General features: G+C 73.6%; 15 protein-coding genes and 1 pseudogene. 4 read left to right on the forward strand and 12 right to left on the reverse strand.

The genetic code is table 11. From position 1 onward, the window contains the following. Positions 1-19 precede the first annotated feature (19 nt). From BSB02_RS43605 to BSB02_RS19650, 3 genes and pseudogenes are all read right to left on the reverse strand, one after another. Positions 20-565 carry an SbcC/MukB-like Walker B domain-containing protein gene (locus BSB02_RS43605; RefSeq protein ID WP_420855869.1) on the reverse strand — a complete coding sequence of 182 codons (546 nt, stop codon included), beginning with the start codon at positions 563-565 and terminating at the stop codon, positions 20-22. A 2,343-nt stretch (positions 566-2,908) separates the two neighbouring features. Continuing rightward, positions 2,909-3,490 (reverse strand): annotated as a pseudogene (locus tag BSB02_RS43610) (AAA family ATPase); the annotation flags it as partial. Next, on the reverse strand, positions 3,491-4,612 hold the full coding sequence (locus tag BSB02_RS19650) for an exonuclease SbcCD subunit D (protein ID WP_084960460.1): 1,122 nt from the start codon (positions 4,610-4,612) through the stop codon (positions 3,491-3,493). 188 nt (positions 4,613-4,800) lie between these two features. Here BSB02_RS19650 and BSB02_RS19655 point away from each other — a divergent pair, with 188 nt between their 5' ends. Next, a complete protein-coding gene (locus BSB02_RS19655) occupies positions 4,801-6,291 on the forward strand; it encodes an alpha/beta hydrolase family protein (protein WP_084960461.1) in 1,491 nt (496 codons plus the stop codon). Here the strand turns inward: BSB02_RS19655 and BSB02_RS19660 are convergent. Then, positions 6,264-7,187, reverse strand: a complete 924-nt coding sequence (locus tag BSB02_RS19660) for an alpha/beta hydrolase (protein ID WP_084960462.1) — start codon at positions 7,185-7,187, stop codon at positions 6,264-6,266. The two genes, BSB02_RS19655 and BSB02_RS19660, sit on opposite strands and share 28 nt — an antisense overlap. 171 nt (positions 7,188-7,358) lie before the next feature. On the opposite strand from BSB02_RS19660, the gene BSB02_RS19665 reads away from it, so the two are divergent. Then, a complete protein-coding gene (locus BSB02_RS19665; RefSeq protein ID WP_240506523.1) occupies positions 7,359-8,855 on the forward strand; it encodes an LCP family protein in 1,497 nt (498 codons plus the stop codon). A gap of 13 nt (positions 8,856-8,868) precedes the next feature. Here the strand turns inward: BSB02_RS19665 and BSB02_RS19670 are convergent, their stop codons facing one another. Together BSB02_RS19670 and BSB02_RS19675 are read right to left on the reverse strand one after the other, a co-directional pair. Then, entirely contained in the window at positions 8,869-9,858 is a 990-nt protein-coding gene (locus BSB02_RS19670; RefSeq protein WP_084960464.1) for an enolase C-terminal domain-like protein, read from the reverse strand. Between the two features lie 80 nt (positions 9,859-9,938). Further along, complete coding sequence (locus BSB02_RS19675) at positions 9,939-10,676, reverse strand: TetR/AcrR family transcriptional regulator C-terminal domain-containing protein (RefSeq protein ID WP_084960465.1); 738 nt, start codon at positions 10,674-10,676, stop codon at positions 9,939-9,941. Positions 10,677-10,756: 80 nt separating this feature from the next. Here BSB02_RS19675 and BSB02_RS19680 point away from each other — a divergent pair, with 80 nt between their 5' ends. Further along, positions 10,757-12,199 (forward strand): MFS transporter, encoded by a 1,443-nt coding sequence (locus BSB02_RS19680; RefSeq protein ID WP_084960466.1) that lies wholly within the window; start codon positions 10,757-10,759, stop codon positions 12,197-12,199. 7 nt (positions 12,200-12,206) lie between these two features. Here BSB02_RS19680 and BSB02_RS19685 read toward each other — a convergent pair whose 3' ends face one another. The 6 genes from BSB02_RS19685 to BSB02_RS19710 form a co-directional block, all read right to left on the reverse strand. After that, positions 12,207-13,349, reverse strand: a complete 1,143-nt coding sequence (locus BSB02_RS19685) for a VWA domain-containing protein (protein WP_084960467.1) — start codon at positions 13,347-13,349, stop codon at positions 12,207-12,209. After that, entirely contained in the window at positions 13,342-15,579 is a 2,238-nt protein-coding gene (locus BSB02_RS19690; protein WP_084960468.1) for a DUF5682 family protein, read from the reverse strand. Before BSB02_RS19690 ends, BSB02_RS19685 begins: the two co-directional genes overlap by 8 nt. After that, positions 15,576-16,643, reverse strand: a complete 1,068-nt coding sequence (locus BSB02_RS19695) for an ATP-binding protein (protein WP_084960469.1) — start codon at positions 16,641-16,643, stop codon at positions 15,576-15,578. The genes BSB02_RS19690 and BSB02_RS19695 overlap by 4 nt, the downstream gene beginning before the upstream one ends. Next, positions 16,640-17,992, reverse strand: a complete 1,353-nt coding sequence (locus BSB02_RS19700) for a DUF5691 domain-containing protein (protein WP_240506524.1) — start codon at positions 17,990-17,992, stop codon at positions 16,640-16,642. Before BSB02_RS19700 ends, BSB02_RS19695 begins: the two co-directional genes overlap by 4 nt. Beyond that, positions 17,989-19,332, reverse strand: a complete 1,344-nt coding sequence (locus BSB02_RS19705) for an SWIM zinc finger family protein (protein ID WP_240506525.1) — start codon at positions 19,330-19,332, stop codon at positions 17,989-17,991. The genes BSB02_RS19700 and BSB02_RS19705 overlap by 4 nt, the downstream gene beginning before the upstream one ends. Before the next feature lie 148 nt (positions 19,333-19,480). After that, positions 19,481-20,596: an RNA-guided endonuclease InsQ/TnpB family protein gene (locus tag BSB02_RS19710; RefSeq protein WP_084960471.1), complete on the reverse strand. Its 1,116-nt coding sequence runs from the start codon at positions 20,594-20,596 to the stop codon at positions 19,481-19,483. Positions 20,597-20,800: 204 nt separating this feature from the next. On the opposite strand from BSB02_RS19710, the gene BSB02_RS19715 reads away from it, so the two are divergent. Further along, on the forward strand, positions 20,801-24,097 hold the full coding sequence (locus BSB02_RS19715; RefSeq protein ID WP_084960472.1) for an NACHT N-terminal Helical domain 1-containing protein: 3,297 nt from the start codon (positions 20,801-20,803) through the stop codon (positions 24,095-24,097).

Here is a 24,097-nt window from a genome sequence, read left to right on the forward strand (position 1 = left end):
ACCTCTGACCCGGCTACCTCTAACCCGGCGCGGACACCGACAGGGTCGAGCCGGTGCGGGTCTTGGTCACCTTCAGCTGGGCCGGGATCCTGGTGCGCAGCTCGCCCACGTGGCTGACGATGCCCACCGCGCGGCCGCCGTCGCGCAGCCCGTCGAGGATGTCCAGGACGCCGTCGAGCGTGTCCTCGTCCAGGGTGCCGAAGCCCTCGTCGACGAACAGCATGCCGATCTCCGCGCCGCCCGACTCGGCGGCGACCACGTCGGCCAGCCCGAGCGCCAGGGCCAGCGAGGTGATGAAGCTCTCGCCGCCCGACAGCGTCGCCGGGTCGCGGTCGACGCCGGTCCAGCCGTCGGCCACCCGCAGCCCGAGCCCGCCGCCGGAGCGTGCCCGGCTGCCCGCGGTCTTGCGCAGGTCGTGCTGGAGCTGGTAGCGGCCGGCCGACATGTGGTCCAGCCGCTCGTTGGCCGCGTCGACCACCTGCCGGAGCCGCTCGCCCAGCACGTACGACGACAGGCTCATGCTCCACTGGTTGTCGGTGGAGGTGCCGCCGGCGAGCGAGGCCATGCGTTCGGCCAGGCGGTGCCGTTCGGCGGCCGGACGCCACCGCTCCAGGCACGCGCCGAGCTCGTCGTGGAGCTCGCGCAGCCGCCGTTCCCGCGCGGCGGCCCTGTCGCGGGCCGACACGAGCGCGGTGTGCTCGCGCTCGGCCTCGGCCAGCGCGGCCTCCAGGGCCTGCAGGTCGGGGGCGGGCCGGGCCGCCGCGGCGGCGAGCTCGAGGTCGGCCAGCGTGGCGGCGACGGCCGCGTGCCGGGCGTCCAGCTCGCGTAGCAGCTCGGCCTTGGCCTCGCGTTCGGCCGGCGTCCTGGCCGCCGCCTCGGCGTGGGCGGCGTCGTCGAAGCCCGCCTCCAGCGCCGCCTCCTCCGCCTGCCGTACGGCTTTCGCGTGCTCCTCGGCCGCCGTGTCCGCCGCCGTCGTGGCCTCGACGGCCTCGCGCAGCAGCTCGGCCTCGTCGCTCAGCCTGGACAGCCGTTCGGCGATCGTGGGGTCGTCTCCCCGGGCGGCGTCGAGCCTGGCCGTGAGCCGGGCGACGTCGCCGCTCAGCTCCTCCCGCCGGGTACGGCAGGCGGCCAGCCGGGCGGCGATCCGCCTGGCCTCCTCCTGAAGGCGGGTGCGCTCGGCGTCCAGGCGCGCGGCCTCGGCCGCCAGGTCAGGCTCGGCCGAGGCGGCCTGCCGCAGCCGGTCCAGCTCGGCCCGCGCCGCGGCCAGCAGCTCGTCCGGCCCGCCATCCGTACCCCCGGGCAGCGCCTCCAGCAGGCGGGACACCAGGCGGTCGCGCTCGGCCCCCAGCTGGGACCGGCGGGTGCGGCAGGCGGCCAGCGCCTCGCCGAGCTCGCGCGCCTGCTCGCGGGCCTCCTCCCGGCGCCTGTCCACGCGCTCGGCCTCGGCCGCCAGCGACGGCTCCAGCGCCGCCGTCGCCTCCAGGGCCGCGAGCTCCTCCTCGGCGGTCCGCAGCGCCGCCTCCGCCGAGGCCACGTCGAGCCCGCCCGCCGCCGCCTCGGCGTCCGTCAGCCGCGACTCCAGGGTGGCGGCCAGCCGTTCGGCCGCCTCGCGTTCGGCGAGCGCCGCCTCGTGCGCCGCCTCGGCGGCCCTCTCGTCGTCGGCGGAGGGCGCGGCGGGCGCCGGGGTGGCCGGTCTGGGGTGCTCGGCCGAGCCGCAGACCGGGCAGGGGGCGCCGTCGGCCAGCTCCCGCGCCAGCTCGGCGGCCATGCCCTCCAGCCGCGCCTGGCGGATGTCCAGCCAGCGTTCGCGGGAGGCCTGGGCGCGGTCGACGAGCGTCCGCAGGTCGGCGGTGGCCGCCGCGAGCTCGGCGGCCAGCGTGTCGCGGCGCCGGGCGGCCTCGAGCACGGCCTGCGCCGAGGAGCGGGCGGCGGCCGCGGCGGGCACGGCGGCCGCGCGGGCGCGCACTTCGGCCAGCCGCCCGGTCACCTCGGCGAGCTGCGCGGGGAGATCGGCTTCGAGCGTCGCGACCTCGGCCTCCCGCTCGGCGAGCCGGTCGAGGTCCCGGTCCAGGGCCGCCAGCTCGGCCTCCACGCCGGCGAGGTCCTCGGCCATGGCGACGACCGCTTCGGCGGCCGGGACGCGGGCGGCGGCCAGCCGTACCGCCGCCAGCTCCCGCTCGGCCTCCTCCAGCGCGGACGGCAGCTCGGCCAGCCGGGCGTCCACCTCTTCCCCGGCGGCGGCCAGCTCGGCGAGCTCCTCCTCCACGCGGGCCAGGTCACGGCGCACGACCGACTGCCTGGCCTCCTCGGTGAGCAGCTCCGACAGCCGGGCGATCTCGCCGCGCCGGTCGCGCTCCAGCCGTGCGAGGCAGGCGGCGTCCGGGACGGCTCCGCCCGCCCGCCGGGCCTGCCCTTCAGGATCTGAGGGGAGGCCGGCGAACAGCGGCCGGGCCCGCGCGATCGCGTCGGCGGCCAGCGCCCGCGTCTTGGCCGCCGCCTCGGCCCGGTGCCGCGCGCCCGCCACCAGCGGCAGCACCCGGTCCGCCCGGGCCGCCTCGTCCAGGATCGCCACGAGCTCGGCCCGCTCCTCCGCGCGCTCGTCGAGGGTACGGCGGAGCGTCAACGCCTCGGCATGGCGGCGCTGGAGCTCGGCCAGCGCCGCCCCGCGGTCGAAGGCCGCACGCGCCTCCCGCAGCGCGGCCGCCGCGGACTCGCACTGCTCGCCCGACCGCTCCGCCACCGCCCCGGCCGCGTCGAGCAGCGCCCCCGACCACGCGGGAAGCGCCTCGTCCTCGGGCGGGGGCACGGCCGCCACCAGCTCCTCCCCCGCCGCCTCCGCGACCCTCTGCACGGCGAAGTCGACCTGCCGGCGCAGCTCTTGCTGGGCCCGCCACGCCTGCTTGCGATGCTCCGCGAGCCACGCCTCCGCCTGGGTGAAGACCTTGACGGTGAACAGCCGCTCCAGCAGCTTGCGCCGTTCCTCCCCGTCGGCGCGCAGGAACCGGGCGAAGTCGCCCTGCGGCAGCATGGCCACCTGGCAGAACTGGTCGGCGTTCATCCCGAGCAGCCCGCCGATCAGGTCGCCCGCCTCGTCGATCCGCGTGGTGAGCCCCTTCCAGGTGGAGCCTGCCAGCTCCGACAGCACGACCTTGGCCTTCTCCTCGGTGAAGCCGCTGCCGCGGAGCTTGGGCCGCTGCCAGGCGGGCGAGCGCTCGACGCGCAGCCGCCGGCCCCGGATCGTCACCTCCAGCGTCACGGACGGGCCGGCCCCGGCCGGGGCGTGGTCGCAGCGCAGCGAGCGGGCGCTGTTGCGCTGCCCGGGCACCTGCCCGTACAGGGCGAAGCACAGCGCGTCGAGCACGGTGGTCTTGCCCGCGCCGGTGGGGCCGTGGACGAGGAACAGCCCGGCCTCGGCCAGGGCGTCGAAGTCGACCCGCTCGGTGCCGGGGAAGGAGCCGAAGGCGGTCAGCGTCAGCAGGTGGGGCCGCATCTAGGCGGTGGCCTCCTTCAGCCTGGCGGCCTCGACGGCCTCGCGCAGCAGCGCCTCCTCCTCCGCCGAGGCGGGCTCGCCGCGCACCTCGCGCACGAAGTCGAGGGCGACCTCCGCCTCCGGCCGCCCCGCGAGCCGGGGACGGGAGGCCGCGGCGGGCCCGCCCGAGGGCTCGAAGGACAGCGCGAGCGTGTGGGGGAAGCGGGCGCGCAGCCGGTCCATGGCCGCCTTGGGGCGGACGGGGTCGGTGAGCACGACCTGGAGCCAGTGGTCGCGGTAGGTCTCGTACCGGGGCGAGGTCAGCAGCTCCTCCAGCGTGCCGCGCAGCCGCCCGATCGGCCGCGGGACCGGGGCGGGCACGAACTCCGCCGAGTGGAGGCCCTTGGCGTCCAGCGTCACCAGCCATGAGCCCTTGACGTGGCCGGTCTCGGAGAAGGAGTACGCCAGCGGCGAGCCGGAGTAGCGCACGGTCTCGCTCATCCGCTGGCGGCCGTGCAGGTGCCCCAGAGCCACGTAGGTGACGCCGTCGAAGGTCGACAGGGGCACGTGGGCCACGCCGCCCACGCTGATGTCGCGCTCGCTGTCGCTGGCCTCGCCGCCGGTGACGAAGGCGTGGGCGAGCACGACCGAGCGGCTGTGCCGTACGGCGTCGGCGCGGACGCGGTCCATCGCGTGGCCGAGGGCGGCGGCGTGGCTGCGCGAGTCGAGCTCCCACGGGCCGCGCACCAGCTCGGGCTCAAGATAGGGGATGCCGTAGAAGGCGACGTCGTCGATGACCACCGGCTCCCAGGCGAGGGCGGGGTCGGTGCGCAGGTGGACCCCGGCGGCGTCGATCAGCGAGGCGCCGAAGCCGAGCCGCCGCGCCGAGTCGTGGTTGCCGCTGATGATCACGACCCGCACGCGCGCCGAGACCAGCCGCATGAGCGCCTCGTTGCACAGCGCGACGGCGTCGACGGGCGGCAGCGCCCGGTCGTAGACGTCGCCGCACACGGCCACCACGTCGACCCGCTCGGCGCGGACCGTCTCGACCAGGTGATCGACGAAGGCGGCCTGGCCCTCCAGCAGGCTCTCGCGGTGGAAGGACCGCCCCAGATGCCAGTCGGAGGTGTGCAGGACGCGCATGTCCCAGCAAGCTAACACGTCTCACGGGCAAATGCCGCCCCACTGCCCCAGCCCGCATGAACGAGTATGGAGAGCGAACATGGAGACATGGACGCCGCCGTCCGGCAGGCGAAACGCCGTCCCGGCAGGGCGCGCGGCGGGAGTAGCCTGAAGATCGGCGGGCGATCCTACGCACTTGGGGGAGGCCGATGCGCACGGGCCGTGGCACCTTGGGGGTGGCCGCCGGTTTGGTGCTGGTGGCCCTGGCCGCCCTCGGGTACGTGCTGCCGCCCGCCTTCGACCCACCGCCGCTGCAGGTGGACCCCGCCTTCCGCGCCCTGCCCGCGCAGCCGCACGCGGAACTGAAGCCGGTGGTGGCTGCCGACCCCTACAGCTCCGAGGAGATCACCATCCCGGCCCGCGGCCAGCAGCTGCGCGCCACCGTCCGGGCCCCGGCCACGCCCGGGCGGCACCCCGCGATGGTGTTCGTCTCCGGCTCGGGCAACGGCTCGCGCGAGGAGTTCACCCCGCAGGCGGAGTTCCTGGCCGCCGCCGGGGTGGTCACGCTGACCTTCGACAAGCGGACCGTCGGCTACAACTTCCGCGACCGCGACTTCGGCCTGCTGGCCGACGACGCGCTGCGCATGGTGAAGTACCTGCGCAGCCGTCCCGACGTGAACCCCGACCTGACCGGGATCTGGGGCGTGAGCGAGGGCGGCTGGGTGGTGCCGATCGCCGCGTCCAGGAGCCGCGACGTCGGCTTCGTCGTGCTGGTCTCCTCCCCCAACGTCTCCCCGCTGCGCCAGGTCGCCTGGGCGCTGAACGAGCAGCTGCTGCGCCTGCGGGCGCCGATCGGGGTCCGCGACCTGCTGACCAGGGCCATGGGCGGGGTGGGCTTCGAGTTCCTGCGCCACGACCCGATGCCCGCGATGCGCGGGATCACCCAGCCCGTCCTGGCGCTGTACGGGACGATGGACCCCTCGATCCCGTTCGTGGAGAGCACCAAGGCGCTCACCACCGCGCTCACCGAGGCCGGCAACGACCGCTACACCATCAGGTTCCTCGACAAGGCCGACCACGCGATGCGGGTCAACGGCGGCCCCTTCGCCGCCGGCTACCTGGAGACCCTGACCAACTGGATCAAGGGCCTGCCGGGCACGGCCAGGCCGAGCCTCCACATCGCGGGCGCCACGCCGGTCCAGCGCTTCGCGGCCGCCGACGTCCCGGCCGCCCCCTGGTACGCCGGGGGCACCATGCTGGGCCTGACGATCTGCCTGGCCGTCGTCGGCTACGTGGCCGGCCCCGTCTCCGAGCTGATGGTACGGCTGCGCGGGCGGCCCATGCCCCTCCAGACCAACGCCGCGCTGTGGGCGCCCATCAGCCGCAGGCTGCGCCGGATGGCGCTGACCGGGCTGGGGCTGCTGGCGTCGGTCGTGGCGTTCATCACGCTGCTGGTGCTCTTCTCGGTCAACCAGGCGGGCGCCTGGCCCGCCGTGCTGGCCGGGTGGCTGGTGGTGCGGGTGCTGGCCATCCTCATGCTCCTGCAGGAGGTGACCGCGGTGGCGACCGTGGTCAACGCCCTGCGTGAGGGGCTGCAGCCCAGCAGGGGCCAGCACGTGGCCATCGCCGGGGTGCTGGGCGGCACCGGCCTGCTGCTGGTCGCCGCCGCCTACTACGGGTTGTTCTCGTTCCCCTGGTAGACGTAGGCGGCCATCCAGCGGTCGATCTCGGCGAAGACCTGCTTGCGCACCGGCTCGGCCGACAGCACCAGGTCGTGCACGCCGTCGGGGATGCGCACGCACGTCACGTGCGGCCCGATCGAGGTGGACCAGCGGGCGATCTGCCGGGGATCGAGGACCACGTCGGCCTTGCGCGCCTCGGGCACGAAGTCGCGCACCCGCAGGCCGCGGCTGGAGGCCAGCACGAGCACCGGCACGTCCACGGCCAGCCCGCGGTGCAGGCGGCGCTGGGCCCGGCGGATCGCCGCGAGCCACATCGCGTGGACCGCGAAGCCGCCGTGCGGCTTGAGCCGCAGGTCGTAGTCCCACTCGCCGCCGTGCTCGCGGTGCAGGCTGTGGCCGTACACCGTGCTCACCCCGAGCGGCAGCGTCCACGCCGAGCGGGCGAACGGGCCCTTCAGCACGTCGGCCGCCAGCCGCAGCGGCGCGGGCACGTTGAGGTCCAGGAACGGGCTGTTGAGCACCAGCCCGTCGATCAGCCCGCGGCCGCGCACCCGGTCGGCCCACAGCGCGGCGACGAGCCCGCCGGTGGAGTGGGCGTTCACCGTCAGCCGGTCGTGGTCGCGCCGGATGATCCGCACCGCCTCGTCGATCTCCGGGAAGTAGTCGGTGACGCTGCGCATCAGGCCGCGCGTCTGGTGCGGCAGCAGCGACCGGCCGTACTTGCGCAGGTCCAGGGCGTAGAAGTCGATCCCCTGGCCGGTGTAGTGCTCGGCCAGGTGGTCCTGGAAGAAGTAGTCGGTGAACCCGTGGATGTAGAGCACGGCCCTGCGCGAGCCGACGGTCCTGGCCACCAGCGTGGCGACGACCTCGCCCTCGAAGTCCGGCGGCATGGGCAGCACGGTGATCTCGTACATGCGCAAACGGTATTCCATCCGGGCGGCCGATCCGGCGACGGTCGGCTATCGTGTGCGGGCGGCGGCGTTCGCCGGATGTTAACTCTCCCCTTAAGCCATATTTCGGAGGCTGTCCGTAGGCTCCTGATCCAAAACGGCCTACCGTAGACCAATCGGGGAAGCAGGGGTGACGTGGGGCGCAGAACGGAACCGGTGAGCGCGGGAGGAGTCCTGGGCTGGACCCTCCTGTCGGTGGTGGCCCCCGGAGCCGCCCATCTTCGCGCCGGCTGGCGCCGGACCGGCCTCGCCCTGCTGATCTGCTACGCCGTCGGCGTGTTAGCGCTGCTCGCGCTGGTGCTGGCGCAGGGCGTCGACCTGGCGGGCACGCTGTCGGCCGACAGCACCTGGCTGACCGCCGCCACCGTGGCCGCCGCCCTGCTCGGCGTGGGCTGGTTCGCGCTCGTCGTCCACTCCTTCATCGTGCTCAGGCCGGGACGGCTGCCGCAGACCGCGCAGATCGTCACCGGTTCGCTGGCCGGGCTGCTCGCCGTGGTGGTGCTCGTGCCGTTCGCCGTGACGACGCAGTCGCTGTGGGTCTCCAACGACACGCTGGGGGAGCTCTTCGGCGCCCCGCCCGAGGACATGGCGCCCATCAAGCGCGAGGACCCGTGGGAGGGGCGCGAGCGCGTCAACATCCTCCTGCTGGGCGGCGACGCCGACGACCACCGGCCCGGCGTGCGCACCGACAGCATGCACGTGGCCAGCGTGCACGTGAAGACCGGCAACACCGTGCTGCTGAGCCTGCCGCGCAACCTCGAGTACGTCCGCTTCCGTCCCGGCACCCCCATGGCCAAGCGCTTCCCCAACGGCTTCAGCCTGCCGCCCGACGGCCTGGGGGGCCGCAGCGACCTGCTCAACAGCGTCTGGGAGTACTCCGACGCCCACCCGGAGATCTTCGGCGGGCGCAGGAACCAGGGCCCGGCCGTGCTCATGGACACCATCGGCTACACGCTCGGCCTGGACATCGACTGGTACGTGCTGGTCAACATGTGGGGCTTCGCCCGGCTGATCGACGCCATCGGCGGCGTGGTCCTCACCGTCGAGGAGGACGTGATCTTCGGCAAGTACAACGAGGGCCTGGTCAAGGCCGGCACCCGCCGCCTGAAGGGCGCCGACGCGATGTGGTACGCCCGCTCCCGCACCAACAGCGACGACTTCACCCGCATGCGCCGCCAGCGGTGCGTGATCGGCGCGCTGCTGGAGCAGGCCGACCCGGCGACGGTGCTGACGCGGTTCACGCAGGTGGCGCGGGCCACCCGGGAGCTGGTCAGGACCGACATCCCGCGGCCCTGGCTGGAGCACCTGGTGCCGCTCGCGCTGAAGGTCAAGAGCGCCAAGGTCACCAGCGTCCAGTTCGTGCCGCCGCTGATCAAGACCTACGACCCCGACTGGGACAAGATCCGCGCCGTCACGGCCAAGGCGATCAGGGACTCCGAGGCCCGCACCCCCGTCATGGCGATGGGCACGCCGACACCCGCGCCGTCCGCGTCCCCGTCAGTGTCCCCTTCCGCGTCCCCTTCCGCGCCCCCGTCGCGGTCGGCGAGCCCCGGGCACAGCCCGACCGGCAGCCCCACCGGCAGCCCTGCGGCGGCCAAGGACCTGTCCGACGGGTGCGGCAAGCCCTCCTAGGCCCGCGCCCGTCTCAGACGCGGATCGACTCCTTGGCCAGGCGCCGCACCCTCGACTCGTCGATGTCGTGGCCCAGCCCCGGCTGGGTGTACGGCACGGCCACCACACCGCCGGTGGCGCCGACCGCGGGCGTGACGATCTGGGCGTGGCGGGGCGGCTGGGTGACGTCGCACGGCAGCGTGCAGCCGGGCAGGCTCGCCACCGCCACTGCCGCCGCCCTGGCCAGGCCGGTCCCCCGGCCCCCGGCACACACGATGTCCCACCCGGCCGCCCGCACCCGGTCGTGCGCCCGGCGCGCGTCGCTGAGGGAGGAGAAGGCGGCCGGGCGCAGGCGCAGCGCCCGGGCGGCGCGCAGGGTGAGGTAGTCGTCCAGCGCGGCCGTGGAGTGCACCTCGACGGCGACGGCCGCGGCCACCTGGTCCTGCAGCGAGGCGTGGGCGCGCACGTCGGCGACGTCGAAGGGCCGCTCGATCACCTCGACCCCGTAGGCGTCGAGGGCGACGAGCTGCGTCTCGGAGGCGTAGGCGCCGCCGCCGTCCACGGCCAGCGTCAGCGCCGGGAACGCCTGCCGTACGGCACGCACGGGCTCGACGTCCCAGCCGGGCCGGATGTCGAGCGTCACGTGGGTGTAGCCGCCGCACACCACCTGGTTGACGCGGGAGACGAGGCTGTCGGGCGAGACGTCGGGGCCCAGCCGTACCGTGGCCACCAGAGAGGTACGGCTCCCGCCGAGCGCGTGGGCCAGGGGCACGCCGCGCATCCGGGTCCACAGGTCCCAGCAGGCCATGTCCACCGCCCCGTGGCCGGTCGGCACGGAGTCGGGGTGCTCCCAGTCCATGCCGACGAGGCGCTTGGCGGGCTCCAGCGGGGCCTCCGGCGGGTCGACCAGCTCTCCCCAGCCCGTCATCCCCCCGTGGTCGGTGAGCTTCACGAGCAGGCTCTCCACGCGCCTGCCGTACGGCAGGACGACGCGGAAGACCTCCAGCTCACGCACTCGCGGCATGTGTCCCCCTATGTGACCGGTTCCTCCCCAGGGTACGGCGTGCCGGGACGAACCCCCAGCGCGCGCACCCGCCGCCCCCTTCAGCGGGAGGGCCGCAGCCGCGCCTCGATCCCCGCGATGATCAGGTCGAGCCCGAAGTCGAACCGCTCCTCGTCACCGCCCTCGAGCAGATCGTCGACGTGTGCCGCGATCGTCGGGAAACGGTCGGGCGGCAGCTGCCGCAGATACGTCTCCACCTGCCCGAAGTACTCCCGCAGGTACTCCTCCACCGACCACCCGCTCGCCCGCTGCCGGGCGAAGTGCAGGGACCCCTCGAAGGTGTCGCCCGCGATGTAGAGGGACAGCCGGTCCATCGCCAGGGACGCCGCCTTGGGCGTCAGACCCGCCTCGATGAGGAGCTTGAACATGTACTCCGCCAGGCGGAGCGAGTTGGGCCCCGTGGGGACGTTCGCCAGCGCCGCCCGGGCGATGTCGGCGTGGGCGGTCAGCACCCGGCGCGACTCCCAGGCCAGGGCGCGCAGCCGGTCCTGCCAGGGCGCGCCGGCGTCCTCGGGCAGCCGGACCTCCTCGATCACCTTTTCGTAGATGAGCTCGATCAGCTCTTCCTTGTTCGCCACGTGCGCGTACAGCGACGCCGGGCCGGTGTCGAGCTCCTGGGCCACCCGCCGCATGGTCAGCGCGTCCAGGCCCTCCTCGTCGAGGATCCGCAGCCCGGTCTCGATGATGAGCTCCTGGCTGAGCTGGCGCCGCGGAGCCGCCGGCTTGCGGGGCTTGCGCCACGGCGGCGCCGGCACGCCCGCCGCCTCACTTCTCTCCATGCGAACACTGTACTTGACACGAACAGCGTTCGCTAATAAAACGGTGTTCGCTAACGAACACTGTTCGCCGAAGGAGTCCCATGACTGCCGTGTCGCACTCCGCGCCACCGGCCGCCCAGCCGTACAGGTGGCGCTGGGCCGCCCTGTTCGTCATCCTCGCCGGAGAGGTCATGGACCTCCTCGACGCCCTCATCACCCAGATCGCCGGGCCCTCGATCATGAAGGACCTCGGCGGCTCGGCCGGCATGCTCCAGTGGCTCGTGGCCGGCTACACGCTCGCCATGGCCGTCGGGCTGATCACCGGCGGCCGCCTCGGCGACCTGTACGGCCGCAAGCGCATGTTCGTCATCGGCGCGGCCGGCTTCACCCTGGCCTCGCTGATGTGCGGCCTGGCCGTCAGCCCCGAGATGCTGATCGCCGCCCGCGTGCTGCAGGGCCTGTTCGGCGCGCTGATGCTGCCCCAGGGCCTGGGGCTGATCAAGGACATCTTCCCGCCCGAGGAGATCGGCAAGGCGTTCGGCGCCTTCGGCCCCGTGATGACCATCTCCTCCGTCGGCGGCCCGGTGCTGGCCGGCTGGCTGGTCCAGGCCGACCTGTTCGGTCTCGGCTGGCGCATGATCTTCCTGATCAACCTGCCGATCGGCCTGGCCGCCGTCCTGGCGGCGATCAAGCTGCTGCCCGACAACCGCGCCTCCGACGCCACCCGGCTCGACGTGGCCGGCATGCTGCTGGTCTCCGCCGCCGCGTTCCTGCTGATCTTCCCGCTCATCCAGGGCCGCGAGCAGGACTGGCCGGCCTGGGCGTTCGTCTCGATGGCCGCCTCGATCGTCATGTTCGCGCTCTTCGGCCGCTACGAGTCCCGCCGCGCCGCCGCCGGGCGCGACCCGCTGGTGACGCCCAGCCTGTTCCGCAAGCGCGCCTTCACCAGCGGCCTGGTCGCCGGGCTCGCCTTCTTCACCGGCATGATCGGCCTGTCGCTGGTCTTCATGCTCTACATGCAGGAAGGGCTCGGCTTCAGCCCGCTGAAGGCCGGCCTGACCAGCCTGCCCCAGGCGATCGGCGGCGTGGCGGGCTTCGGCCTGGCCATGGCCGTCCAGGAGAAGCTGGGCCGCGGCCTGCTGCAGATCGGCACCGGCGTCATGGCGGCCGGCGCGGTCGTGCTCGGCCTGACCGTCCACCTCGCCGGGCTCGACGTCGGCCCCTGGCAGCTCGCCCCCGGCCTGGCCCTGGTGGGCATCGGCATGGGCCTGACCATGGCGCCGTTCTTCGACATCATCCTGGCCGGGGTGGACGAGAACGAGTCGGGCTCGGCCTCCGGCACGCTGACCGCCGTCCAGCAGCTCGGCAGCGCCCTGGGCGCCGCCGTCCTGCTCACCGTGCTGTTCAACCTGCTGAAGGCGCGGTGGAGCTTCGGCGACGCCCTGCTGGCGGTGATCGGCGTGGAGATCGCGCTGCTGGGCGTGACCTTCCTGCTGAGCTTCCTGCTGCCCCGCAAGGCCCGCCCGGAGGCCTCAGCGCACTGACCTCCGCCTACCGTTTCTGCAGTTCCACCCACCGGTTGATGTCGCGCCGCTCGATGGCGGCCGCCATCAGGTCGGGGAAGGCGTCGGGCGTGCAGGCGAAGGCCGGCACGCCCATCGCCGCCAGCGCCGCCGCGTTGTCGTGGTCGTAGAAGGGCGCGCCCTCGTCCGACAGCGCGAGCAGCACGATCACCTGCACGCCGGACTGCGTCATCGACGCCACCCGGCGCAGCATCTCCTCCCTGATCCCGCCCTCGTACAGGTCGCTGATGAGGATGAAGATCGAGTCGGTGGGGCGGGTGATGAGGCCCTGGCAGTACGCGATGGCCCGGTTGATGTCGGTGCCGCCGCCCAGCTGGGTGCCGAACAGCAGCTCCACCGGGTCGTGCAGCTGGTCGGTGAGGTCGACCACGGCGGTGTCGAACACCACCAGCGAGGTCTTCAGCGACCGCATGGAGGCCAGGACGGCGCCGAACACGCCGGAGTACACCACCGAGGCGGCCATCGACCCGCTCTGGTCGATGCACAGCACGACCTCCCGCTGGACCGCCCGCTGCCGCCGGGCGTAGCCGATGAGCCGCTCCGGGACCACCGTGTTGTGGTCAGGCAGGTAGTTCTTCAGGTTCGCCCGGATGGTGCGGTTCCAGTCGATGTCGGCCACCCGCCGGGGCCGGTGCGTGCGCGCCGACCGGTCCAGCGCCCCGGCGACGGCGGCGCGCGTCTTGTGCTTGAGCCTGCGCTCCAGCTCCTCCACGACCTTGCGCACCACCGCCCGGGCCGACTCGCGGGCCTGGTCCGGCAGCACGTTGTTGAGCGACAGCAGCGTGCCCACCAGGTGCACGTCGGGCTCGACCGCCTCCAGCATCTCCGGCTCCAGCAGCAGCCGGGTCAGGTTGAGCCGCTCGATGGCGTCCTTCTGCATCACCTGCACGACCGTCGCCGGGAAGTAGCCGCGGATGTCGCCCAGCCAGCGGGCCACCCTGGGCGCGGAGGCCCCCAGCCCGCCGCGGCGCTCCTCGCCCTGGCCACCGTCGCCGTAGAGCGCCTCCAGCGCGCCGTCCATCCGCAGGTCGGCCCCGGCCAGGCCGACCCCGGTGCCGTCGGCCTCCCCGCCGCCCAGCACCAGCCGCCAGCGGCGCAGCCGCTCATCCATCGCCCCTCCCCAGGATGGCCAGCACGGCCCGGACGGCCGGCGCCGCCCTGCCCTCGTCGATCTCGGTCTCCTCGTGGCCGGCCCGCAGCTCGCCCTTGACCCGCTGCCCGATCGCCCGCCGCTCGGGCGCGGCGAACGTGCCGAAGGTACGGCGCAGCAGCGGCAGCACCTCGGTGAACTGCTCGCCGCCCAAGCCGGTGAGCCAGCCGTCGACCAGGCCCAGCAGCCGGGGGTCGTGCACCAGCAGCAGGCCGCCGCCGGACAGGAACCCCTCGATCCAGGCCGCCGCCCTGGCCGGGGGATGGCCGCGCGAGGTCGCCCTGGCCATCCGGGCGTCGGCGTCGTCGAGCTCTCCGGCGTCGAGCAGGATCCTGGTCAGCCTGCCCTCGATGAGGCCGTGCAGGTCCTGCCGGTCGCAGACGCCGCGCAGCGTCACCAGCCAGCGGCTGGCCGGGCTCGGCTCCTCGGCATCGGGCCCGGGCGAGGCGCCGGGCTCGGGCGAGGCGCCGGGCTCGGGCGAGGCGCCGGGGCCGAGCAGGGCGACCGCCGCGTGCACGCCGTCGACGTGCTTGAGCAGCGCGGCCGCCGCCTCGTCGTCGAGCCCGGACACCGCCACGGGCAGCCCCACGCAGATGCGGTCGAGCATCGAGCCGACGATCGCCGCCAGCCCCTCGGCCGGGGTGCCGCGAACGTCGCCGTAACGCTGGGCCCGCACCATGGCTGGCAGGGCGGCCATGAGGTGCGTGACGTCGGTGTCGAGCGCCGCCTTGGCCGACAGCGCGTCGAGCACGCCCGGCAGGGCGCCGGGCAGCTCGGCGAGCAGGCACTGCTCCACCAGCCCCGTCAGGTCCGCCAGCGACGCGCCGCCGGCGGCCAGGTCGCGGGCGTGCTGGGTGGCCGCCGCCACCACCGTCGTGCCCAGCGCCGCCGCCTCGATGAGCCGCAGGTCGAACTCCGGCCGCCAGCCGAGCATCCAGCTCTCCCTGAACGTGCCGCGCCCCCGCGCCTCCCGCACGGTGCCCCAGTCGACGCCCAGCAGCCGCAGCCGGTGCAGCAGGTGGCTGCGTTCGAGGTCCAGCGGCTTGCGCAGGTCCAGGTCGAGCTCGCGCTCCAGCGCCTCCGGGCGCAGCCGCAGCCGCCGCTGCTGCTCGCGCAGGTCGCGCTGGAGCGGGACCATGGGCACGCCGTCGCCGACGTGCCCCATCCGGTCGCCGACCACCATGCGGCGCTGGATGAGCTCCAGCGGCAGGTCGTCGCCCTCGCACAGCACCGCCCTGGCCGCCTCGGTGACCTCCCCCAGCCCGGCGAGGGGCCGGCCGCGCAGCAGGGCCAGGCCGTGCGCGAGCCGTACGGCCTCGATGACGTGGGCCGAGGAGACGGCCAGGCCCTCCTCGCGCAGCACGCCGGCGGCCTGGGCCAGCCAGCGCTCGACCGGGCGGTCGGGGGCGGCGAACAGGTGGTGGTACCAGCCCGGGGAGGTGACGCCCGCGCCGTAGCCGCTCCAGGAGGCCAGCCGCCCGTACGTCCACGGCACCCAGGTGATCTCCACCTTGACCTTGGGCGCGCCGCGCAGCAGGGCGGTGTCGGCCGAGGCGGACGGCAGGCCCTGCCAGGACCCGCCCGCGGGCAGCGCGGGCACGTGCCAGGCGCCGCAGACCACCGCGACGGTCTCAAAGCCCTCCTTGACCGCCGCACGGACGGTCTTGCGCATGTACGCCTCGCGGCGCGCCTCCCGCTCGTCCGGCTCGTGACCGTCGCGCACCGCCGCCATGGCCTCGGCGATCACCTCGAACGGGGTGTCGCCGCGGTGCTCGACGACGTCCTCCCACCAGCGCTCGGGGTCGTCGTACCCGGCGGCCTCCGCCAGGCTGGCGATGGGGTCGACGCGCAGCGCGTCATCGGGCTCCGCGGCCGGCTCGGCCAGCGCGTGCGCCGCGGGCAGGTCGCAGAAGCGGACCGGGACGCCGCGGGCCGCGCCGTACGCGACGGCCTGCCACTCCGGCGAGAACGCGGCGAACGGCCAGAACGCCGCCCGCGACGGGTCGCCCGGCACGTGGGCCAGCAGCGCCACGGGCGGCTCCAGCTCCGGCAGCGGCGACACCAGCGCGTCGGCCTCGGGCGGGCCCTCGATGAGGATCACGTCCGGCCGCAGGCGCTCCAGCTCGGCGCGCACGGCCCGCGCCGAGCCCGGCCCGTGGTGCCGCACCCCCAGCACATGGACGACGCTCATGACACCTCGCGGCAGGCGCGGTAGAAGTCGCGCCAGTCGGCCCGCTCGCGGACCACGGTCTCCAGATACTCCCGCCACACCACGCGGTCGGAGACCGGCTCCTGCACCACCGCGCCGACGATCCCGGCCGCCACGTCGGAGGGCCGCAGCACCCCGTCGCCGAAGTGGGCCGCCAGCGCGATGCCGTTGGTCACCACGGAGATCGCCTCGGCCGTCGACAGCGTGCCGCTGGGCGACTTCAGCTTGGTGCGGCCGTCCTCGGTCATGCCGCCCCGCAGCTCGCGGAAGACCGTGACGACACGGCGGATCTCGGCCAGGCCGGTGGTGGTCTCCGGCAGCTGCAGCGCGGTGCCCAGCTGCGCCACGCGGCGGGCGACGATGTCGACCTCCTCCTCGGCCGTGGCCGGGACCGGCAGCACGACCGTGTTGAAGCGGCGGCGCAACGCGCTGGACAGCTCGTTGACGCCGCGGTCGCGGTCGTTGGCCGTCGCGATCACGTTGAACCCGCGCTGCGCCTGCACCTCGACGTTCAGCTCGGGGATGGGCAGCGTCTTCTCCGACAGCACGGTGATCAGCGCGTCCTGCACGTCGGAGGGCATGCGGGTGAGCTCCTCCACGCGGGCGATGCGGCCCTCGGCCATCGCCCGCATGATCGGGCTCGGCGTCAGCGCCTCCTGCGAGGGCCCCTCGGCCAGCAGGCGCGCGTAGTTCCAGCCGTAGCGGATCGCCTCCTCGGCGGTGCCGGCCGTACCCTGCACCAGCAGCGTCGAGTCGCCGCTGACGGCGGCGGCCAGGTGCTCCGACAGCCAGGTCTTGGCCGTGCCGGGCACGCCCAGCAGCAGCAGCGCCCGGTCGGTGGCCAGCGTCGCCACGGCCACCTCGACGATGCGCCGCGCGCCGACGTACTTCGGCGTGATCCGCTCCCCGTCGCCCAGGATGTAGGTGGTCACCGCCCACGGCGACAGCTTCCAGCCCGGCGGCCGCGGCCGGTCGTCCTCCTTGGCCAGCAGCGCCAGCTCCTCGGCGTACTGCTGTTCCGCGTGCGGCCGCAAAACTGTGGTCACGTCAGTTCCTCTCTCATCTCGGCGCGGAAGCGCAACAGGGCGGCGACCTCCTGCACGGCCGGCTCCGGCGAGGCCCGCTCGGCCAGGCGGTGCAGCGAGGGGTCGATGCGCTCGCCGGCCAGCCTGGACAGCTCGCCCAGATTCCACGGCTGGCTGCCCGCCACCCTCACGATCTTGTTCAGTACGGCTGTCGCCAGCCCGGCCTGCCACGGGGCCGCGACCCCGCCCAGCACCATGATCAGCTGGCTGTCGAGGTCGCGGCGGTCGGTGAACTCGGCCGCCAGCGCCTGCTGCTCCCAGGCGGGCAGCGCCACGAGCAGGTCGGCGATCGGGTCCCACTCGAACATGGCCCGCGCCCACTGCGCGTCGCGCTGCAGGATCGCCGCCCGCACCCAGCCCATCTTGACCTCGGCGTCCCAGTCGGGGATCTTCCTGGCCAGCAGCTCGGCCGGCGGGTGGGTCCAGAACGACAGCGGCGTGCGGGCGACCAGCTGCTGCAGCCACCACGCCCGCTCCCCCGTGCCCGCCGGGGGCTTGGCCCGGACGCCGTCGCGCTCCATGGCCTTGTCGCATTCCAGCAGCGGGATCACGACGATCTCGTTCCTGCCCACGGTCACGCAGCGGGCGGCGCGCTCGGCCATCCGGCGCGCGAGCCTCGACTCCGGCAGCCGGGTGAGCAGGTTGGCCGCCTGCTGGCGCACCTCCCGCCTGCGGTCGTCGAGTGCGGCCTCCAGGAACGGCTCGTCGTCCATGGACAGGCCGAGCTCCAGCACCTCCAGGAAGGCGGCCCGGTCGTCGGGCGCCTCGCGCTCCCACGACTCCTCCAGCAGCCGCCTGGCCTCGGCCGGATCGCGCTCCCGCAGCGTGCGCAGGTAGGCGCGGCGGTCGGCCGGGCCGCCCAGCTCCCAGGTCTCGCCGGTGGGCTCGTCGAGCAGGTAGGCCCAGGCCGGATTGCGCGCGGCCAGCCACCTGCCGCGCTGCCCGGCCAGCACGCCCAGGCAGGCGCGCAGGGAGCTGTCCCTGGCGCCGCGGTCGAGCAGCTCGGGCAGCAGGTGCGGCGACACCCGACGCCCCGCCTCGGCGGCCAGCCGCAGCCATTCGGGCAGCAGCCTGGCGTGCTCGCCGCCCAGGATGCGGCCCAGCCGGCCAGCCGCCCGCCTGCCCACGGCCGGCCGCTCCTCGGGCGCCGCCCGCTCCTGCGCGGGCTCCTCCGTCTCCTCCGTGCCGGGCCGCTGTCCCGCGCGCCGCCGTACGACCTCCACGGCCGCGTCACCCAGCAGATCCCCTTCGTACGGCCGGCGGTCGGTGCCGACGAGCGCCGTGGAGACCAGGTCCTCCCAGGTGTTCACAGGATCACCGTCTGCCCTTCCTCGTCCCAGGTCGTCAGCGGGCGCAGCCCCTGGGGCGTCCACTCGGCGGCCACCGTCACGGGGTGGCCGCCGGAGACGGCCAGCAGCCGCCACGGGTCGCGGTGACGGTGATGGAGCGGCAGCCCGCCGACGGCCGCGCGCCGCGGCACCACTCCGGCCAGCACCAGCGGCCACGACTCGGTCCACGGGTCGGCCGCGACCGCCGAGGCCACCTCCGCCAGCGCCTCCTCCACCGTGAGCCCGGGCGGCTCGCGGTCCAGCGGCCGCACGCCGTGGCGCACGGCGACGAGCGCCCGCAGCGGCGCCGCGCCCGGGTAGAACACCAGGTCGGCGTCGACGGTCGTGCCCGTGACGAGCGAGGCGTCGAGCGGCTGGCCGGGCGGGGCGAAGGACAGCACCAGCGCCGCCCGGCCCGTCCGCCGCCCCCGCAGCCACACCCGGCGCGTGGTGAGCCGCTCCTGCGGCTCGTCTCGCATGCCGAGCACGTCCCACTCGTCGCGCACCGGCGGCCCGCTCAGCACCTCCTCGCGGCCGACCGTGAAGCCCACGCGCTGCATCACCGTCTGGGCCAGCTCGGGCGGCAGCTCCTCCAGCCTGCGGTACGCCACGGCCAGCAGGTGCAGCAGGGAGTACTCCGCCAGCAGCCGCCCCGGCCACTCGGCCTCGCCGCGGACCCACGGCAGCCGCCCGACCAGGCCCGCCACCCCTGGCGCCTGCGCGTCGACCAGCCGCTTGGCCAGCCCCTCCCACTCCGCCGCGTCGGCCCCGGCCAGGCCGTGACGCACCTGGTCGGCCAGCCACAGCTCCAGGTCGGCCAGCCCGGCCGCGACCCGGGCCCGCCGGGCGCCCTCCGCGCCGCCGCTCCCTGAAGTGGACGGCCCGCCGGCCGCGCCCGCGCTCCCCGCGTCGCCCTCCGCGTCGCCCTCGGTGCCGCTTGCCTCCCGCCCGGCCTTCTGCGCCGCCTCTTGCCCGGCCTTGGCGCGGGCCGCCTCCAGCTTGGCCGCCGCCTTGGCGGCCCGCTCGGCCCGCTGGACCGTCCACTCGGTCACCCACACGGGCGGCGCGGCCTCCTGGACCCCGTCGGCCGACCACAGCAGCAACAGGCCCAGAACGTGCTTGCACGGGATCTTGCGGCTCGGGCAGCTGCACCGGTAGGCGGGCTCGGACAGGTCCACACACGCCTGGTACGGCTTGGCGCCGCTGCCCTTGCACTCCCCGAAGAGCACCTGCTCGCTCACGCCCCGCACCTGCCACTTGGCGGGCGAGGCCACGCCTTGGGCGGCCTTCTGGGAGGAGGCGTCGGGGGCGAGGGCGAGCACCTGGTCTCGGCTCCACCTTTCGTTGACTTCCTCCCCACGCCGGAAGGCGGGGGACTCCAACCCGTCGCCAGGTCGGTGTTCCTGTTTCATCGGGCCGTGCCTCCCCGGAAGCCTCCGAGGCCGGTCTTACCAGCCCTCCGCAGGCGTTTTACCTCTCGGCCAGCCCGGCCGCGAGGATGTTGCGTGCCGCGTTCACGTCCCGGTCGTGCACCGTCCCGCAGGCGGGGCAGGTCCACGATCGGACGTTCAGCGGTATCGGCTCGTGGATGTGGCCGCAACCATGCGCCGAGCACAGCTTGGAAGAGGGGAACCAGCGGTCCACCACTACCAGGGCGCGGCCGTACCAGGCGGCCTTGTAGGTCAGCATGGACCGCATCTCGTACCAGGCCGCATCCGAGACAGCGCGGGCCAGGAAGTGGTTGCGGACCATATTCCGCGCGGTCAGATTCTCGATGCAGAGCGTTTGGTTTTCGCGCACCAATCGAGTGGTGACCTTGTGCAGGAAGTCCCGGCGCCGGTCGGCGATCCGGGCGTAAATCCGGGCGACCTTCCGCCGGGCTTTGGCTCGGTTGGCCGAGCCTTGCTGCTTGCGCGCCAGCGCCCGCTGTGCTTTGGCCAACTTGCGCCGGTCGGCCCGCTCGTGACGCGGGTTGGAGATCTTCTCCCCTGTGGACAGCGTGACCAGGGCTGTGATCCCGGCGTCCACCCCGACCGACCGGTCCACGGGCGGCAGCGGAGCGATCTTTTCCTCGACCAGGATCGACACGAACCACCGCCCGGCCGCGTCCCTCGACACCGTCACCGTGGACGGTTGGGCGCCCTCGGGCAATGGACGCGACCAGCGGATGTCCAGCGGCGCGTCCATCTTCGCCAACCTGAGCACGCCATCCCGGAACGAAAACGCGTTGTTCTGGAAGGTGGCCGATGCCCGCGACCTGTGCTTGGACTTGAACCGGGGATAGCGGGCACGCTTGGCGAAGAAGTTGTTGAACGCCACCTGCTGTTGCCGAAGCGCCTGTTGGAGCGGCACGTTCGACACCTCGCGCAGGAACTCCAGGTCGGGGTCCTGCTTCCATGCGGTGAGCCACTTGGCCGTGTCCACATACGAGGTCGAGACGCCCTCGTCCTTGTAGCGGCGATTCCGCTCGGCCAGGGCTTTGTTCCAGACCAGCCGCACGCACCCGAATGTGCGGGCCAGCAGCCGCGCTTGTTCGGGGGTGGGGTAGAAGCGGTACTTGTAGGCCCGCTTCACGGTCTGGGGCACGCTTAGCATGATATGGCTTGATCATGTTAAGCCAGCGCCGCTCCCGCCTGTCCCCAGGGTGGGAGCCCAGGGTCTGCGGCTTGTACACGGTCACGATCACGTGCGGCACACTAGCCACCCCGCCCGACACTTTCCCGGCTCTTGGGGGCGCCCGATATCTCGGATTGGATACGGCTTGCCGGATGCATGCGCGATGATCGCCTCATGCCGACGATGGAGACGGCCCTGCTGAGCGCGGGGCGCGCGATCGCCCAGCGCGCGGTGGGCGTGTGGCTGGCCGGCAAGACGGCGCGGGAGGAGCGGAACGCCGACCTGAAGGAGCTGATCAAGGGCTCCTTCCGGGACCAGGTGGCCAGGCGCAGGTTCGAGCACCAGGTCCAGGGCATCGCCATGGCGGTCGAGGACCGGCTGCGCGTGCTGGTGGAGCAGGAGTTCCGCGGCCTGGACGAGCCTGCGCGCGCCGCCGTACTCCTGGAGGTGGTCGCCGCGGTCCAGCGGGCCGACCTGTCGGATGAGGCGCTCATGGCCGACGACGCCGACCCGGTCAAGGTCGCCGAGCGCGTCATGAGCGCGCTTCCCGCGCCGCGCCTGGGCGAGGCCGAGGATCGCCTGTACGAGGTGCTGCTGGCCGAGTCGGTCGAGTGCGTGGTGCGCATGATCAGGCACCTGCCGCAGTTCGCGCCCCGCGCCGCCGCCGAGACCCTGGGCCGCCTGTCCGGGCTGGCCGACCAGGTCGAGCGGCTGCTGGAGCGGGTCCCCGTGCGCACGCTGGACGCGCCCGAGGGCGCCCAGGACGACGCGGCCTTCGAGCACCGCTACCTCACCCACGTCAGCCAGGTGCTGGACGAGGTGGAGCTGTTCGGGGTGCGGCTGGAGAACTATCGCCCGACCACCTCACTCAGCGTCGCCTACATCAGCCTCAGCGCCTCCACCACCGCCTCGCGCCGACCGCGTGAGCTGGACCGCCTGCCGCCGGCCTCGCTCACCGAGCCGGACCGGCCGTCCGCGGGCGCCATGCGGGTGGAGGCCGCGCTGGGCCGTTCGGTCCGCACGCTGGTCCGTGGCGAGGCGGGATCGGGGAAGAGCACGCTGCTGCGCTGGCTCGCCGTCACCGCCGCCCGGGGCCGGTTCTCCGGCGACCTGGCGGACTGGGACGGGTCCGTGCCGTTCGTGATCAAGCTGCGGAGCCACGGCGGCGGGCGCTTCCCCGAGCCGGAGCGGTTCCTCCACGACGTCGCCGGGGCCGTGGCCGGGAGCATGCCGCGCGGCTGGGTGGAGCGCGTGCTGGCCTGCGGGCGCGGGCTGTTGCTCGTGGACGGCGTGGACGAGCTCGTGGCCGGGCACCGTACGGCGGTGCGGCAGTGGTTGTCGCGCCTGCTCGCCGCGTACCCGTCGATGCGTGTCGTGGTCACCTCCCGGCCGGCGGCCGCCGATGCCCGCTGGCTCGTCAACGAAGGTTTCGAGACGGCGCTGCTGGAGCCGATGACGCCGGGCGACCTGCGGGAGCTGGTACGCCAGTGGCACGAGGCGATGCGCGGCTGCCCATCGCTGCCGTGCACGGCGGACGAGCTGGAGTCCTACGAGCGGGCTTTGCTGGCGCGCATGGAAAGCAACCCGCACCTGCGCCTGCTCGCCGCGACGCCGCTGCTCGCGGCGATGCTGTGCGCGCTGAACCTCGACCAGCGCAGGCAGTTGCCGCGCAACCGGATGGGCTTGTACGAGGCGGTGCTGTCCATGCTGCTGGAGCGCCGCGACGTGGAGCGGGGCATCCAGGCGGAGATCACGCTGGAGCCGGAGCAGAAGGTGTGGATCCTGCGGGAGCTGGCTTGGCGGCTGGTTTCGATGGGCCGCTCGGAGATGTCGAAGCAGACGGCCATGAAGCGGATCGAGGACAAGCTCGCCGCGATGACGCGGATGCCGTACTCCGCCGAGCAGGTGATGGAGCATCTGCTGACGCGCAGCGGCGTGCTCAGGGAGCCGGTGCCCGGGCGGATCGACTTCGTGCACAAGACCGTGCAGGAGTACCTGGCGGCCGGGCAACTGGTCGAGGACGAGGACGTCGAGGTCGCGGTGGAACGGGCGCATCTCGACCAGTGGCGCGAAGTCGTGATCATGGTGGCCGGGCACGCCACGGGACGGCTGCGCAGGGAGCTGCTGCGCGGACTGCTGGATCGGGCCGATCAGAAGGGAAGGCACGCGCGTCGGATCAAGCTGCTGATCGCGTCGTGCCTGGAGACCATCCAGGAGATGCCGGTGGAGCTGCGCGACCGCCTGGAAGCGTGCCTGGCCGAGGTCATCCCGCCGCGCAACGAGGCGGAGACTCAGCTCCTGGCGGCCGTCGGCTGGGAGGTGCTGCGGCGGCTGCCCGACGACCTGTCCGGTCTGCCCCTACGGCAGGCGTCGCTGACTGTCAGGACGGCGTGGCTGGTCAACGGACCCGAGGCGATGGCCAAGCTGTCTCACTACAGCTCCGACCGGCGCCAGCGCGTGCTCGACGAGGTGGTGGAAGGCTGGAACTACTTCGACGCCGAAGGCTACGCACGCGAGGTGCTGGCGGGGATGCCGCCCGAGCAGGACATCACCGTTCGCGACCTGCGTCTTCTGCGCGGTCTACGGCAACTGCCACGGCTCAAGGGCCTGAGCGTCGTGGCGGAAGAGCCGATCACCGATCTGGGGTTCGTCGCGGGACTGCCCGAGCTTCGGAGCTTGGTCGTCTATGACACCAGGGCGGACGAATCGCATGTCGGCTCCGGTACCCGCCCTCCGCTGCCCCTGGATCCTCTGGGAGAGCTTCAACTGCTCGAGACGCTGGTCCTCGACGATGTCCATCATTCAGGCGATCTGTCGTTCCTCGACGGCCTGCCACGGCTGACGCATCTTGCCCTCCCCCTCCCCCGCCATCCAGGGCCGGACCTCCGCCCCCTCACGCGACGACGCTCGCTGCACGTTCTCGAGCTCATGGGTAGCGGACAGGGACTCGACCCAGGACTCTTCACGGATATGAACCGCCTGAGCTCCCTGCGACTCAAGGACTTCGGCGAGCTGATCGGCGGCATCACGGCACTCGCCGCGGCCTGTCCGTCTTTGTGGCGTCTCCACATCGGCGCCATGGATCTGCCCGACCTCGATCAGCTTCACCGTCTCCCGCTCCACGGCTTCGGCCTATTCGACAACCCGAATCTGAGAAATCTCACCTTCCTGAACGGGCTGACCTCCCTCCAACGCCTGTGGCTGAGGCGCCTCCCCATCAGCGACCTGACGCCGATCGCCCGCCTTCGCGAACTCACCTTGCTCAACCTCAATGGCTGCACGGAGATCGAGGATCTCTCGCCTGCCGGGCAGCTGCCACAGCTCAAGCACCTGGACCTCATAGGCGCACGGGAAGATCTCGACCTGGCTCCTCTCGCGAACTGCCGGAACCTCGTGATCACCGTCACGCGCGGTCAGCAGGTCCGCAACGAGCACCTTCTGCACCCGACCACCAAGATCGAGCGGATCTAA

It is taken from the genome of Thermoactinospora rubra (assembly GCF_002093975.1).
Lineage (GTDB): Bacteria > Actinomycetota > Actinomycetes > Streptosporangiales > Streptosporangiaceae > Nonomuraea > Nonomuraea rubra_A.